12 protein-coding genes are annotated in these 14,601 nt (G+C 72.5%); 9 read left to right on the top strand and 3 right to left on the bottom strand.

The features are described from left to right. Positions 1–228 precede the first annotated feature (228 nt). Together J1M41_RS00740 and rsrA are read left to right on the top strand one after the other, a co-directional pair. Positions 229–945: a sigma-70 family RNA polymerase sigma factor gene (locus J1M41_RS00740; protein WP_206450939.1), complete on the top strand. Its 717-nt coding sequence runs from the start codon at positions 229–231 to the stop codon at positions 943–945. Further along, complete coding sequence (rsrA, locus tag J1M41_RS00745; RefSeq protein WP_206450940.1) at positions 942–1,220, top strand: mycothiol system anti-sigma-R factor; 279 nt, start codon at positions 942–944, stop codon at positions 1,218–1,220. The genes J1M41_RS00740 and rsrA overlap by 4 nt, the downstream gene beginning before the upstream one ends. A 246-nt stretch (positions 1,221–1,466) precedes the next feature. Here the strand turns inward: rsrA and J1M41_RS00750 are convergent, their stop codons facing one another. Both J1M41_RS00750 and J1M41_RS00755 read right to left on the bottom strand, forming a co-directional pair. After that, entirely contained in the window at positions 1,467–2,072 is a 606-nt protein-coding gene (locus J1M41_RS00750) for a GDSL-type esterase/lipase family protein (RefSeq protein WP_010079058.1), read from the bottom strand. A 76-nt stretch (positions 2,073–2,148) separates the two neighbouring features. After that, positions 2,149–5,859 carry a multifunctional oxoglutarate decarboxylase/oxoglutarate dehydrogenase thiamine pyrophosphate-binding subunit/dihydrolipoyllysine-residue succinyltransferase subunit gene (locus J1M41_RS00755; protein WP_206450941.1) on the bottom strand — a complete coding sequence of 1,237 codons (3,711 nt, stop codon included), beginning with the start codon at positions 5,857–5,859 and terminating at the stop codon, positions 2,149–2,151. A 200-nt stretch (positions 5,860–6,059) separates the two neighbouring features. On the opposite strand from J1M41_RS00755, the gene J1M41_RS00760 reads away from it, so the two are divergent. The 6 genes from J1M41_RS00760 (at position 6,060) to J1M41_RS00785 (ending at position 12,896) form a co-directional block, all read left to right on the top strand. Further along, positions 6,060–7,541, top strand: coding sequence for a GuaB1 family IMP dehydrogenase-related protein (locus tag J1M41_RS00760; protein ID WP_206450942.1), 1,482 nt, complete (start codon positions 6,060–6,062; stop codon positions 7,539–7,541). Positions 7,542–7,725: 184 nt separating this feature from the next. Further along, positions 7,726–9,042, top strand: coding sequence for a hemolysin family protein (locus J1M41_RS00765; RefSeq protein WP_098093196.1), 1,317 nt, complete (start codon positions 7,726–7,728; stop codon positions 9,040–9,042). After that, on the top strand, positions 9,039–10,097 hold the full coding sequence (locus J1M41_RS00770) for a hemolysin family protein (RefSeq protein WP_098093194.1): 1,059 nt from the start codon (positions 9,039–9,041) through the stop codon (positions 10,095–10,097). The genes J1M41_RS00765 and J1M41_RS00770 overlap by 4 nt, the downstream gene beginning before the upstream one ends. A gap of 74 nt (positions 10,098–10,171) precedes the next feature. After that, entirely contained in the window at positions 10,172–11,179 is a 1,008-nt protein-coding gene (locus tag J1M41_RS00775) for a metal ABC transporter substrate-binding protein (protein WP_206450943.1), read from the top strand. Positions 11,180–11,181: 2 nt separating this feature from the next. Next, the gene (locus tag J1M41_RS00780; protein WP_036337769.1) at positions 11,182–12,081 is read left to right on the top strand and encodes a metal ABC transporter permease; all 900 of its coding nucleotides are present in this window, start codon (positions 11,182–11,184) and stop codon (positions 12,079–12,081) included. Next, positions 12,078–12,896, top strand: coding sequence for a metal ABC transporter ATP-binding protein (locus J1M41_RS00785; protein WP_206450944.1), 819 nt, complete (start codon positions 12,078–12,080; stop codon positions 12,894–12,896). Before J1M41_RS00780 ends, J1M41_RS00785 begins: the two co-directional genes overlap by 4 nt. 19 nt (positions 12,897–12,915) lie before the next feature. Here J1M41_RS00785 and J1M41_RS00790 read toward each other — a convergent pair whose 3' ends face one another. After that, entirely contained in the window at positions 12,916–13,278 is a 363-nt protein-coding gene (locus J1M41_RS00790) for a Fur family transcriptional regulator (RefSeq protein ID WP_135040050.1), read from the bottom strand. Positions 13,279–13,429: 151 nt separating this feature from the next. Between J1M41_RS00790 and J1M41_RS00795 the strand changes: the two genes are divergently transcribed. Beyond that, entirely contained in the window at positions 13,430–14,557 is a 1,128-nt protein-coding gene (locus J1M41_RS00795) for a sulfurtransferase (protein WP_098093190.1), read from the top strand. Positions 14,558–14,601 lie beyond the last annotated feature (44 nt).

Consider the following 14,601-nt stretch of genomic DNA (forward strand, 5'->3'; position numbering starts at 1 on the left):
GCGTGGCGGCACGCGTGGGGCGGGTCACCGGACCAGCCTATCCGGCGTCTGTCGGCCGGGGTCGGCCTGTCTCGGGGGAATACCTGGAACGCTGCTGGCGCTCCACTGGACGACCCCGTACCCGTGTCGGCGCACCGGTCCCGCTCGCCGAGGACCGCAGCCGGAGAGGAGCCCCGCATGAGCGCCGCCCTGCTGACGCATCCCTCCCGGACCGTAGACTGGCCCGCGATGAGCACTGACAACAGCCGGCCGGAATTCGCCCGGCCCGAGGACGCCCCCGAGCACGACCGCGCCGACATCGACGTCGCCGCCGAGTCCGAACAGCAGCGCCGTGCCCGGTTCGAGCGCGACGCCCTCGAGTTCGTGGACCAGTTGTACTCCGCTGCGCTGCGCATGACGCGCAACCCGCAGGACGCCGAGGACCTGGTCCAGGAGGCGTACACGAAGGCCTACTCTTCGTTCCACCAGTACCGGCCCGGCACCAATCTCAAGGCCTGGCTCTACCGGATCCTCACGAACACGTACATCAACCTCTACCGCAAGCGGCAGCGCCAGCCCCTCGAGGCGGACAACCCTGAGGTGGAGGACTGGCAGATGGCCCGGGCCGCCGAGCACACCTCCGGTGGCCTGCGCTCAGCCGAGTCGGAGGCCCTCGACCGGCTCCCCGACTCCCAGGTGAAGGACGCCCTGCAGGCGATCCCGGAGGAGTTCCGGCTCGCCGTGTACTTCGCGGACGTGGAGGGCTTCGCGTACAAGGAGATCGCCGAGATCCTCGACGTGCCGATCGGCACCGTCATGTCGCGGCTGCACCGGGGCCGCAAGCAGCTGCGCGAGCGCCTCGAGGACTACGCGGCGGCGCGCGGCATCAAGGCCCAGCCGAAGAAGAGGACCGGGCGCGGCGGCACGAAGCAGACCGAGACGAGCACGAAGGAGGCCACGCGATGACCGCGGACCAGCACGGCCATGAGTGCCGCGACGCCCAGGACGCCTCCCTGGAGCGGCTGTACCAGTATCTGGACGGAGCCCTGACGCCCGAGGACATCGAGCGGGTGCGCGCCCACGTGGCGGAGTGTCCGGACTGCCGGCACCAGAAGGAGCTCGAGGAGCTCATCCGCTCGGCGGTGCGTCGGTGCTGCCAGGAGAAGGCGCCCGCGCAGCTGCGGGCCACCATCATGACCCGCATCACCCAGATCCCGACGACGACCGTCACCTGGGGCTGACACCGCGGGATGGGGCCCGTGGGCACCCGATCGGGCGCCCCGACGATGACGAAGGGCCGTCCCCTGAGGGGACGGCCCTTCGTGGTCTGCGGTCGCCGGGTGGCACCCGGCCGGTCCGCGACGCCGATCAGGCGTTGGGACGCTTGCCGTGGTTGGCGCCGTTCCTGCGGCGGTCGCGACGCTTGCGTGCACGCTTGCTCATGACGTCTCCCTTCAACGAGTCGGTCGGTGGTCCATTCTGTCACATCAGGCCGTGGGCTCAGGCAGACCGAGCCACTGGTACCAGCCCCGGTGCAGCACGAGCCACGCGATGAGCCCGTGGCCCGCCTGGCCCGGCCGGCCCTGGCCGGAGGCGAGGTCCGAGCGCCACTGCTCGTGGCCCACCAGCGGGGTGAACGTGTCCACGTACACGTGGTTGCGCCGGTCGGCCACATCCAGGTAGGCCGCGTTGAGCTCGGCGAGCCGGGCGTTGCGCTGCTCGTCCAGGGTGGGCGTGGGGCCCACCACGAGCACCGGGATGTTCCGCTGCGAGGCGGTGTCCAGGACGTTGGCCAGGTTCAGCCGCGAACGGGCGGTGGAGGTGGCCTCCAGGTCCAGGTCCGCGTCGGACAGGGCCACGACGAGGCGGTTCTCCGTCTCCTCGGAGAAGCGCCGTGAGGCCTCGCCCCACCAGCGCTCGTTGAGGTCCTCGGTGGTCTCGTGCGGCACGGCCAGCACGTAGTTCTCCAGCTCCACGTCGGGGGCCTGGGTGCGGGCGAGCACGCGGCCCCACCAGCCGATGGCGCGGGCGTCGCCCGCACCGGCCAGCAGATGGTCGCCGACGGCGGCGATCCGGATCCGGCGGTTGTGCACAGTGTGTCCTTTCGTCGGCCGTTCCGGCGCCGCCGCCGCACCGGAGGGTGCGGCGGCGGCGCAGGGTCGGTCCGGGTCAGCGGCCGAAGGCGGCGTCCAGCAGCGTGCTGAGCTCCTGGTCGTGGCGGCCCTTGGTGCCCGCGGAGGTCGCGGCCGAGGCCGGGCGGGACACGAGGGTCACGGGGACGTCGAGCTGCGGCACGAGGTTCAGCGCCATGAACGGCCACGGGCCCTGGTTCGCGGGCTCGTCCTGGACCCACGCGACGTCAGCGTCCGGGTAGGCGCGGAGCGCCTTGCGGATCTCATCGAGCGGCAGCGGGTAGAGCTGCTCCACCCGCACGATCGCGGTGGAGGTGTCACCGGACTTCTGGCGGCGGGCGAGCAGGTCGTAGTACAGCCGGCCGGAGACCAGCAGCACGCGCGTGGCGTCCTTGGCGTCCACCCCGGCGTCCGGGATGACCGGCTGGAAGCGGCCCTCGGTGAAGTCCTCCACCGAGTTCGCGGCGGCCTTGAGGCGCAGCAGCTGCTTCGGGGTGAACACGATGAGGGGCCGGCGCGGGCGGGCGTAGGCATGCTCGCGCAGCAGGTGGAAGTGGTTGGCGCCCGTGGAGGGGTTGACCACGCGCATGTTGTCCTCGGCGCACATCTGCAGGAAGCGCTCGATGCGGGCGGAGGAGTGGTCCGGTCCCTGCCCCTCGTAGCCGTGGGGGAGGAGCAGGACCACGGACGAGGTCTGCGACCACTTCTGATCGGCCGAGGAGATGAACTCGTCGATGATCGTCTGCGCGCCGTTCACGAAGTCGCCGAACTGGGCCTCCCACAGCACGAGGGCGTCGGAGCGCTCCACGGAGTAGCCGTACTCGAAGCCGAGGGCGGCGTACTCGGACAGCAGCGAGTTGTAGACCCAGAACTTCGCCTGGTCCTCGGAGAGGTGCCTGAGCGGCGCCCACGTGTCGCCGGTGATCCGGTCATGGAACACCGAGTGGCGCTGCGTGAAGGTGCCGCGCTGGGAGTCCTGGCCCGCCAGGCGGACCGGCACGCCTTCCATGAGCAGCGAGCCGAAGGCCGCCAGTTCGGCGAAGCCCCAGTCGATGCCGCCGTCGACGGCCATCTTGGCGCGGCGCTCGAGCAGGGCCGCGAGCTTCGGGTGGACCGTGAAGCCCTCGGGCACGTCGAGGTGCGCCTGCCCGATGGCCCGCAGCATCTCGGCCGAGATGGCCGTGGATGCCGGCGCCTTCGGGACCGCGTCCCGGTCCTCGGCCGGGCGGATGCCCTCGTCGCCGGAGGTGGGCGCGTCTTCGTGGGTCTCCGCGAAGGCCCGCTCGAGCTGCTGCTGGTAGTCCTTCAGGGCGCTGTCCGCCTCCTCCTGCGTGATGTCGCCGCGGCCCACGAGGGACTCGACGTACAGCTTGCGGGTGGAGCGCTTCTGCTCGATGAGGTTGTACATGCGAGGCTGCGTCATCGACGGGTCGTCGCCCTCGTTGTGGCCGCGGCGGCGGTAGCAGACGAGGTCGATGACGACGTCCTTGTTGAACCGCTGGCGGTACTCGAAGGCGAGCTGGGCCACGTGCACCACGGACTCCGGCTCGTCACCGTTGACGTGGAAGATCGGGGCCTGGATGGTCTTGGCCACGTCGGTGGAGTACACCGTGGAGCGCGCCTGGGTCGGCGGCGTGGTGAAGCCCACCTGGTTGTTCACGACCACGTGGATGGTGCCGCCGGTGCGGTAGCCGGGCAGCTGTGAGAGCTGCAGCACCTCGGCCACGACGCCCTGGCCGGCGAAGGCCGCGTCGCCGTGCACCAGGATCGGCAGCACGGAGAAGGAGTCCGGGCGCTGGCCGCCCAGATCGAGGCGGTCCTGCTTGGCACGCACGACGCCCTCGAGGACCGGGTCCACGGCCTCCAGGTGCGAGGGGTTGGCGGCGAGGTATACGCGGGTGCTGTTGCCGGCGTCGGACACGAAGGTGCCCTCGGTGCCCATGTGGTACTTCACGTCGCCCGAGCCCGAGGCACCGCCCGGGGTGGCCCCCTCGAACTCGCGGAAGACCTGGCTGTAGGTCTTGCCGGCGATGTTGGTCAGCACGTTCAGGCGACCGCGGTGCGCCATGCCGATGGCGACCTCGTCCAGCCCGGCGTCGGCGGCATCGCCGAGGATGCCGTCCAGCAGCGGGATGAGGGACTCGCCGCCCTCCAGGGAGAAGCGCTTCTGGCCGATGTACTTGGTCTGCAGGAACGTCTCGAACGCCTCCGCGGCGTTGAGGCGGCCCAGGATGCGCAGCTGCTCCTCGCGGGTGGGCTTCGCGTACGGCTGCTCGAGCTTCTCCTGGAACCAGGCGCGCTCGGACGGGTCCTGGATGTGCATGTACTCGACGCCGAGGGTGCGGCAGTACGCGTCACGCAGCACGCCGAGGATCTTGCGCAGCGTCAGGCTGCCCGCCCCGCCGAAGCCGCCGGTGGGCCACTCGCGGTCCAGGTCCCACAGGGTGAGCCCGTGCTCGCGGATGTCGAGGTCCGGGTGGTAGGCCATCGAGTACTCGAGGGGGTCCACGTTGGCCAGCAGGTGGCCGCGGTCCCGGTACGCGTGGATCAGCTGCTGGATGCGGGCGACCTTGCCGATCTGCTCCTCCGGGTTCACCTGCACGTCCTGGGCCCAGCGGACGGGCTCGTAGGGGATGCGCAGGGAGTGGAAGACCTCGTCGTAGAAGCCGTCCTCGCCCAGCAGGAGGCCGTGCACGATCTTCAGGAACTCGCCGGAGCTGGCGCCCTGGATCACGCGGTGGTCGTACGTGGAGGTGAGCGTGATCGTCTTGGAGATCGCCAGGTCGTGCAGCGTGGACTCGGCGGCGCCCTGGAAGGCGGCCGGATAGGTCAGCGCGCCGACGCCGATGATGGCGGCCTGGCCCTGGGACAGGCGGGGCACCGAGTGCACGGTGCCGATGCCGCCCGGGTTGGTCAGGGAGACCGTGGTGCCGGCGTAGTCGTCCATCGTCAGCTTGTTCTTGCGGGCGCGCTGGACGAGGTCGTCGTACGCCTTCCAGAAGCCGCGGAAGTCGAGGGTCTCGGCGGCCTTGACGTTGGGGACCACGAGCGCGCGGGTGCCGTCCGGGCGGGGCAGGTCGATGGCGAGGCCGAAGTTCACGTGGGCCGGCTCCACCATGGTGGGCTTGCCGTCGCGCTCCTCGTAGGTCACGTTCATCGAGGGCATGGCCGCGAGCGCGCGGACCACGGCGTAGCCGATGAGGTGGGTGAAGGAGACCTTGCCGCCGCGGGTGCGGGCCAGGTGGCTGTTGATGACCACGCGGTTGTCTATCAGGACCTTGGCCGGCAGGTCGCGCACGGTGGTGGCGGTCGGCACGGACAGCGAGGCGTCCATGTTCTTGGCGACGGCCTTGGCCATGCCCTTGAGGACGGTGGCCTTCTCCTGCTTCTCGTCCGCGGTGGTGGCGGTGGTGGTGTCGGCGGGTTCGGAGGGCACGGCCTGGGCCGCCGGGGTCTTCTTGGGCTTGGGGCCGGTGCTGACCGAGGTCTCCTTGGGCTGCGCACCCCGGGCCGGGGCGGTCGGCGCCTTCGGCTCGGTCACCTTGGCGGAGGCCTTCGGCTCGGTCTTGGTGGCGGCCTTCGGCTCGGCCTCGGCGGCGGGGGCGCTGGCCTCGAGACGGGCGAAGATCTGTGCCCACTGCCGGTCCACGGAAGCGGCGTCCTCGCGGTACTTCCGGTAGATCTCGGCCACGAGCCGTTCGTTCCCCGGGAACTCCTGTGCGAGCCGGTCCGACGTGAGTTCTGGCACTGTGTAACGCCTCTTCCTGAGCCTTGGGATGCGATGTGCTGCGCCGGTCCACCCGCGCGGCGCGCGTGGGGCCGGGAACGCCTCGAGACATCATAGTTCTTCGACGCCCCCGGTCGGAATGCCGCGGCCTCGGCTCGACTCCGCTCCCGGCGGACGCGCGGGGGCCTCTCGGCGTCCGCCGCGTCTGGGAGACTGACGCCATGCGCTTCCTCACCGACCCGGCCGTCGACCTGACGTACAACGACGTCTTCCTCGTGCCCTCCCACTCGGACGTCGCCAGTCGCATGGACGTGGACATCGCCCCGGATGACGGCACGGGCGCCACCATCCCCCTGGTCTCCGCCAACATGACCGCCGTCACCGGGCGCCGGATGGTCGAGACCATGGCCCGGCGCGGCGGTCTCGGGATCCTGCCGCAGGACATCCCGGCGGACGTGATCCGGGACGTCGTGCATCGGGTGAAGGCGGCCCACCCCGTGGCGGACACCGCCCTGACCGTCGGGCCGCAGGACACGGTGCTGGACCTGCTCCACCTCGTGGACCGCCGCAACCACGGGGCCGTCTGCGTGGTCGACGCGCACGGCGGGCTGCTCGGCGTGGTCAGCCCCCAGGACTGCGAGGGCGTGGACCGCTTCGCCTCGGCCGCCTCCGTCATGCACCCTCCGGCGGTGACCCTCACGCTCGCCGAGCTCGGCGGCACGGACGGGGCCCCGAGCAAGGACGCGCTGCGGGCGGCCTTCGAGCGCCTGCACGCCGCGCGCCAGGAGATGGCCCCCGTCGTGGACCCGGCGGTGGGCACCGCCGCCCCCGTGCTGCGCGGGGTCGTCACCGCGGCGGGCCTGCTGCGCTCGTCCTTGTTCACGCCCGGTCTCGACGACGACGGACGGCTCCGCGTCGGCGCCGCCGTCGGCATCAACGGGGCGGTGGGGGAGAAGGCCGCCGTCCTGGTCGAGGCCGGCGTCGACGTGCTCGTCGTGGACACCGCGCACGGTCATCAGCGGACCATGCTGGACGCGCTCGCCGCCGTGCGGGCCCTCGACCCCGGCGTGCCCGTGGTGGCCGGCAACGTCGTCTCCGGCGACGGCGTCCGGGACCTGGTCGCGGCCGGCGCGGACATCGTCAAGGTGGGCGTGGGACCGGGCGCGATGTGCACCACGCGCATGCAGACCGCGGTGGGCCGGCCCCAGTTCTCGGCGGTCCTGGAGTGCGCCGCCGCGGCCCGCGAGCTCGGGGCACGCGTGTGGGCGGACGGCGGGGTGAAGCACCCGCGGGACGTGGCGCTCGCGCTGGCCGCCGGAGCCAGCTCGGTGATGATCGGCTCGTGGTTCGCGGGGACGCTCGAGTCTCCGGGCGACCTCGTGCACGGTCCGGACGGTCGGCGGTACAAGGAGAGCTTCGGCATGGCCTCGGCCCGCGCGGTCCAGCACCGCACCCGCCACGAGGACGCCTTCACCAAGGCCCGCAAGGCGATGTTCGAGGAGGGCATCTCCTCCTCGCGCATGTACGTGGACCCGCGCCGCCCCTCGGTGGAGGACCTGCTGGACACCATCACGTCCGGTGTGCGCTCGTCGCTGACCTACGCCGGCGCCCACGACCTGGCGGAGTTCCGCGAGCGCGCCGTCGTCGGCCTGCAGTCCGCGGCGGGCTACGAGGAGGGCCGGCCGGTCGCCTCGTCGTGGTGAGGCGGCCGCATTCCCCGGCTCGTTCCGCCGGGGCCTGACGCCCCTATACTGGGCGGACTATGGATCACCCTGACACCTGTGTGCCAGACCGCCCGTCCGCCCACGCGGACGCGGCCGGATCGGAGCCTTCCAGTCCCGGTGCCCCGCACCGCCGCCCGGCCCGCCGTCGAGGGGGTGAGGTCGGGTGGAGTGGCTCCTGCTGATCCTCGGCCTGGTCCTGATCGCGGGCACCGGCTTCTTCGTGGCCGTCGAGTTCGCCATGATCGCGATCGACGTGCCGACCGTGCAGCGCATGGTGGACGCGGGTGACCGCGGCGCCGAGCCCCTGCTGCGCTGCCTGAAATCACTCTCGACCCAGCTCTCCGCGTGCCAGCTGGGCATCACCCTGACCACCCTGCTCACCGGCTACGTGATGGACCCGGCGATCAGCCGGCTCATCGACCCGCTGCTGCTCCAGGTGGGGCTGCCGGCCGGCGTGGTGGGCACCGTCTCGCTCGTCGTCGCGATGGTCGTGGCGACCCTGCTCTCGATGCTCCTCGGCGAGCTGATCCCCAAGAACATGTCCATCGCCGAGCCCATGGTGATCGGCCGCGCGCTCGCCCGTCCCCAGCTCGTGTTCAGCACGGTGTTCAAGCCGGCGATCCTGGTCCTGAACGGGTTCTCCAACGGCGTGCTGGCCCGCGTGGGCATCGAGGCCAAGGAGGAGATCTCCGGCGCGCGCAGCCCCGAGGAGCTCTCCTCGCTGGTCCGCCGCTCGGCGCAGCTGGGCACGCTCGACGCGCAGACCGCCACGTTCCTGGACCGGACGCTGCGCTTCGCGGACCGCACCGCCGCGGACGTGATGACCCCGCGCATCCGCGTGGAGACCGTGAGGGAGGACCAGGCGCTGCCCGAGGTCCTGGACCTGGCCCGCAGCACCGGCTACTCCCGGTTCCCCGTGATCGGCGACTCCTCGGACGACATCCGCGGCGTGGTGCACGTGAAGAAGGTCGTGGCCGTGCCGCGGGAGCGCCGCGCCGATCTCGAGGCCGGTGCGCTGATGACGGACGTCATCCGCGTGCCGGAGACCGTGCACCTGGACCAGCTGCTGGCCGAGCTGCGCGATGCGAACCTGCAGATGGCCGTCGTCGTGGACGAGTACGGGGGCACCGCCGGGGTGGTCACGCTCGAGGACGTGGTGGAGGAGATCGTCGGCGAGGTCGCGGACGAGCACGACCGCGTCACTCCGGGGGTCCTCCAGACGGCCTCCGGCCGCTGGTACTTCCCGGCGGACCTGCGGCCCGACGAGGTGCGAACCCAGATCCCGGACCTCGTGGTGCCGGAGGACGGGGCCTACGAGACCGTCGGCGGGTACATCCTGGCCCGCCTGGGGCGCCTGGCGGAGGTCGGGGACGTGGTGGACGTGGACGGCGGCACCCTGACGGTCGAGCGTCTGGACGGCCGCCGCATCGAGCGCGTGCGCTTCGACCCCGCCGCTGAGGACGAGGAGACGCGCGCATGAACGGGGACGTCGTCGGACTGCTGTGGCTGGTGGTCCTGTTGGCCGCCAACGCCTTCTTCGTGGCGGGTGAGTTCGCGGTCATGGGCGCCCGCCGGGCGCAGATCGAGCCGCGGGCCGAGGCCGGCTCCCGCCGGGCCCAGGTGGCGCTCTACGCGATGGAACACGTCTCCCAGATGCTGGCCGTCTGCCAGCTCGGCATCACGGTGTGCTCCCTGCTGATCCTCAACGTGTCCGAGCCGGCGCTGCACCACCTGCTCGTCGTCCCGATGGGCGCCCTCGGGGTGCCGGCCGCGGCGGCGGACGTCACCGCCTTCGTGCTCGCGCTGCTGGTGGTCACCTTCCTGCACGTGACCCTGGGCGAGATGGTGCCCAAGAACGCCGCCGTCTCGTTCGCGGACCGCGCCGTGATGCTGCTGGCCCAGCCGCTCGTGTGGCTCTCGAAGCTGCTGCATCCGGTCGTGGCCGCGCTGAACTGGACGGCCAACCTCGTGCTGCGCGCCCTTCGCATCGAGCCGAAGGACGAGGTGGCCTCCTCCTACACGCTCGAGGAGGTGCAGTCGATCGTGGCCGAGTCCACCCGCTCGGGCACCCTGGAGGACGAGTCCGGCGTGCTGCACTCGGCCCTCGAGTTCTCGGACCGCCGGGCCGGGGACGTGATGGTGCCGCGTGAACGGGTCGTCACCGTCCCCGAGGGGATCACGCCGCACGACTTCGAGTGGACCGTGGGCCGCGTGGGCTTCTCCCGGTTCGTGGTCGAGGACCCCGATGGCGGCTACACCGGCTACCTGCACCTGAAGGATGTCCTCACCGTGGGGCCGTCGGGGTACGACGAGCCGATCCCGCTCACGCGCGTGCGGTCGCTGGCCAACGTGCGGCTCGAGGACGAGGTCGAGGACGCCCTGGCGCTCATGCAGCGCACGGGCTCCCACCTGGCCCGGGTGATCACGCCCGAGGGTGAGACCGCGGGGATCCTCTTCCTCGAGGACGTGCTCGAGGAGCTCGTCGGGGAGATCAACGACGTGACGCAGTCGCCACGTCGGTTCCGGCCCGCGTGAGCGTCGCGGGTGGCGCGGTGCTACTGTTGAGAACCGATTTCATGCACCGTCCCCGACACGAACGAGGTCGCCCCATGCTCCGCCGCCGTCGTCTGCCCGCCCTGACCGGGGCCCTCGCCGCGCTCACCCTGAGCCTCGCCGCGTGCGGCGGGACCAGCGGCGACTCCTCGGGTGCGCAGGCCGCGGGCGCCTCTGCGGACGCCGGGTCCGGCTCGGCCGCAGGCACGCCCGTGGCCGTCGCCACGACGACGCAGCTCGGCTCCGTGCTCGACCGCGTGGTCGAGTGCGCCGACGCCCGCAGCGCCACGGTGATGGGCCCGGGGGATGATCCGCACGACTTCTCCGCCTCGTCCGCGCAGGTGAAGGACATGGTCTCCTCCGGCCTCGTGTTCTCCAACGGCCTCGGCCTCGAGGGCGGCATGGAGTCCGCCCTCGCGAACGCGGAGGCGGACGGCGCGACCGTCGTCGAGGTGGCGCCCCAGCTGGACCCGCTGCCCTTCGGCGGCCATGACCACGCCGAGGAGGGGGCAGGCCACGAGGGCCATGGCCACGGGTCCGAGGACCCGCACGTCTGGATGGACGTCGCCCGCATGGCCAAGGCCGCCGAGCTGATGGGCGACACGCTCGCCCAGGAGCGGGGCGACGAGCAGTTCGCCGAGTGCGGCGCGACCGTGCGCGGGGAGCTCGAGCAGACGGACACGCAGGTCCGGGAGATCCTCGCCGGGATCCCGGAGGACCGCCGCACGCTGGTCACGGACCACGACGCCTACGGCTACTTCAGCGAGGCCTACGACTTCACCGTGTCCGGCGTCGTCGTCCCGGGCGGCTCCACCGACGGCGAGCCCTCCTCCCAGGAGCTCGCCGAGCTCGCCCGGTCCATCCGTGACGGCGGCGCGGACGCCGTGATCACGTCCGCGGGCGCGCGCAACAGCCTCGTGGACACCGTGGCCGAGGAGGCCGGCAACCTGCCGGTCATCGAGGTCTACGAGGGCGGCGTCGGCCCGAAGGACACCCCGGAGGCGGACTACGCCGAGGCCATGCTCGTCAACGCCCGCACCCTCGCCGACGCGCTGGAGGGCTGAGGATGGACTGGCTGCTCGAACCCTTCCAGATGGGCTTCCAGCAGCGTGCCCTCGTCGGCGGACTCATCGCGGTGGTGATGTGCTCGGTCGTGGGCACGTGGCTGGTGCTGCGCGGGATGAGCTTCTTCGGGGACGCGTTCGTGCACGGTGTCCTGCCGGGCATCGCCCTGGCGGTCGTCACCGGCGGCAGCCCCCACCTCGGTGCGGCGGTGGCCGCCGTCGTCATGATGGCGGGCATCTCCCTGGTGCACCGGGCCACCACCCTCAAGGAGGACACGGCCATCGGCCTGCTCTTCGTGGGGATGATGGCCCTGGGCGTGGTGATCATCTCCAAGTCGGACTCCTACACGGGTTCGCTCACGTCGATCCTGTTCGGCGATGTGCTGGGTGTCAGCGTGGACGGCATCGTGACCCAGGCGGTCATCGCCGTCGTGGTGATCGCCCTGGCCCTGCTGCTCTACCGGCCCCTGCTGGCGCTGAGCTTCTCCGAGGTCAAGGCGCGCTCGCTGGGCATGCGACCGGGGCTGACGCACACGCTGCTGCTGGTGATGATCGGCGCGGCCGTGATCGGTTCGTTCCAGGCGGTGGGCACGGTGCTCGTGTTCGGCCTCCTCGTGGGACCGCCCGCGACGGCGGCGCTGCTGACGCGCAGCGTCCCCCAGATGATGCTCGTCTCCGTCGTGATCGGCGCGGCGTGCGTCGTCACCGGGCTCACCCTCAGCTACCGGCTGGGCACGGCGGGTTCGGCCACCATGGCGCTCATGCCGATCCTGCTGTTCTTCGTCGTGCTCGCCGTCCGCGCCGCCGTGCTGGCGCTCCTGGGCCGGCACGTGCGCTCGCGCGCGCAGCGTGAGCAGGAGACGCCGGTCGTGGCCCTGCCCGGAGCGGAGGTCGCCCGATGAACGCGTCCTTCCCCGCGGGCGCCGCGGCGGCCACGCCTCCCCTCTCGGTCGCCCGGGCGCTCGAACTGCGCCACGGCTCGCACGTGGCCGTCCGGCCCTCCGACTTCACCCTGCCGGCCCGGCGGCTGATCGCGGTGATCGGGCCCAACGGCTCCGGCAAGTCCACGCTGCTGACCGCCCTGGCGGGCCTGAGCGACCCGGCCTCCGGTGCGCTGGAGGTGCTCGGCGAGAACCCGCGGCGGCGCTCGCAGCGCACCTCCTTCGTGATGCAGTCCATCGGCGTGCCCCAGGGAGTGCCGGTGACGGTGCGCGACGTCGTCGGGATGGGCCGGTACCCCACGCTCGGGTGGTTCCGCCCGTTCCGGAAGCAGGACCGGGACATCGTGCGGGCCGCCATGGAGCGCATGCAGGTCGCGGACCTGGCGCGGCGGCACCTCGACCAGCTCTCCGGCGGCCAGCGCCAGCGCGCCTACGTGGCCCAGGGCCTCGCCCAGGACCACGACGTGCTGCTGCTCGACGAGCCGATGACGGGCCTCGACATCGTCTCCGCCCGCACGATCGACGACCTCCTCCACGAGGAGCCGACGCGCGGGGTGTCCGTGGTCTACACGACCCACGATCTCGACGAGGCTGCGGAGGCGGACCATGTGGTCCTGATGGGCGGGCGTGTCGTGGCCTCCGGCCCGCCGCGGAACGTGCTCACGGTCGAGAACCTGGACATCGCCTACGGCCGGGGCGCCCTGCACGGGCCCTCCAAGGCGGTCGAGGACCCGGCGGACTTCCTGGACGACCCCGCGGGCGGCATCCGCCACTGACCGGGGCCCGGCCCCGGGGTCAGGCCGCGCGGGTGCGCCCCTCGGCCCGGCAGCGGGCACAGACGCCGGTGATCTCCACCGTGTGGTCCGCGTCCGTGAAGCCGTGCTCCGCGGCGACGGCGGTGGCCCACGCCTCGACGTGGGGGGCGGTGACCTCGACGGTGGTCCAGCAGATCCGGCACACCAGGTGGTGATGGTGGCCCTCGTCCTCGCACCGGCGGTACACGGTCTCGCCGTCGTCGCGGCGGAGCATGTCCACGAGGCCGTCGTCGAGCTGCTGCTGCAGGGTCCGGTACACGGTGGCCAGCGAGACGCGTTCGCCCTGGTCCTGGAGGCGGGCATGGAGCTCCTGCGCGCTCACGAAGTCCGGGATGCGGTCCAGGGCTCGGTGGGCTGGGCTGGGGGGCGCTCACGGTGCTCACGACTCCTTCTGCGGCGGCTGCCGCCTCCTCCGCGCGGTCCGGAACAGGTCCGCGCGGGCCATCCTCCAGGTTATCAGCGACGCCGAAGGGGGCGTGGAGTAGGGTGTCCGGGTGCACAGCGAGAGCCCGGACCCATCCCCTGTCCCGGACCGCGACGGTGCCGCCCCCGATCGACCCGACCCGCTGATCGTCGTCGACGAGGGGCAGGGCCGCGTCGTCCCGGCGCCCACGGCGGCCCCGTCCTCGTCCCATGACGCCGGGGGCGACCCGGACGCGGACACCGACGGCGTCGATCCCGAGGCCGCCGAGCCGCCCACCCTGGTGACGGTGGACGTGCTGGCCGGCTGGCTCGGCCTGGCCCCCGTCGAGGACCTGCCGCCGGTGCCCGAGGGCCCGGCCTACGCCCAGCCGGGCCGATGCCGCCCGAACCGGGTGATCCTGCTCGACGTCCGGTTCCGGGCCACGGGGGGCGGGCCCGACCACGCCGCCTATCTCCAGGGCCATCTGCCGGGCGCCGTCTACGTCTCTCTGCCCAGCCAGCTCGCCGGCCACGCCGGCCCGGCGGCGGGGCGTCACCCCCTGCCGGACGCGCGCCAGTTCGCGGAGACCGTGCGGATGTGGGGGATCGACGAGGGCGACACCATCGTGGTCTACGACGACGACCACGGCCTGTCCGCCGCGCGCGCCTGGTGGCTGCTGCGCCACGCGGGGCTGCGGGACTCCATGCTCCTGGACGGCGGCCTCGAGGCGTGGCGCGCCGCGGGCCTGCCCCTGCAGCCCGGCGAGGTCATCCCGGTGCCCGGCACCGCCCGGCCGTCGTGGGGCCGCATGCCCGTCGTGGACACGGCCGGCGCGGAGGCGATGGCCTCCGGCGGTCTGCTCCTCGACGCGCGGGCGGCCGAGCGGTACCGCGGGGAGGTCGAGCCCTTCGACCCCGTGGCCGGGCACATCCCCGGGGCGCGGAACGTGCCCACGGCGGAGAGCATCGCCGAGGACGGCCGCCTGCGGCCCGCCGCGGAGCTGGCGGAGCGGTTCGACGCCGTCGGCGTGGACGACGCCACTCCCGTGGCCGTGTACTGCGGCTCGGGCATCACCGCGGCGCACGCCGTGCTCACCCTGGCCGTCGCGGGGCGACCCGGAGTGGCGCTCTACCCGGGTTCGTGGTCAGCATGGGTCCAGGACCCGTCCAACGCCGTCGCGGTCGGCCCCGAGCCCGACGGCGCGTCCGGCCGGGACTGACGAGCCCCGGGGCCCCGCCCCGCCGACCCCCAGGAGGACCCCCC

This window comes from Micrococcus sp. KRD096, assembly GCF_017168495.1.
Classification (GTDB): Bacteria; Actinomycetota; Actinomycetes; order Actinomycetales; family Micrococcaceae; genus Micrococcus; species Micrococcus luteus.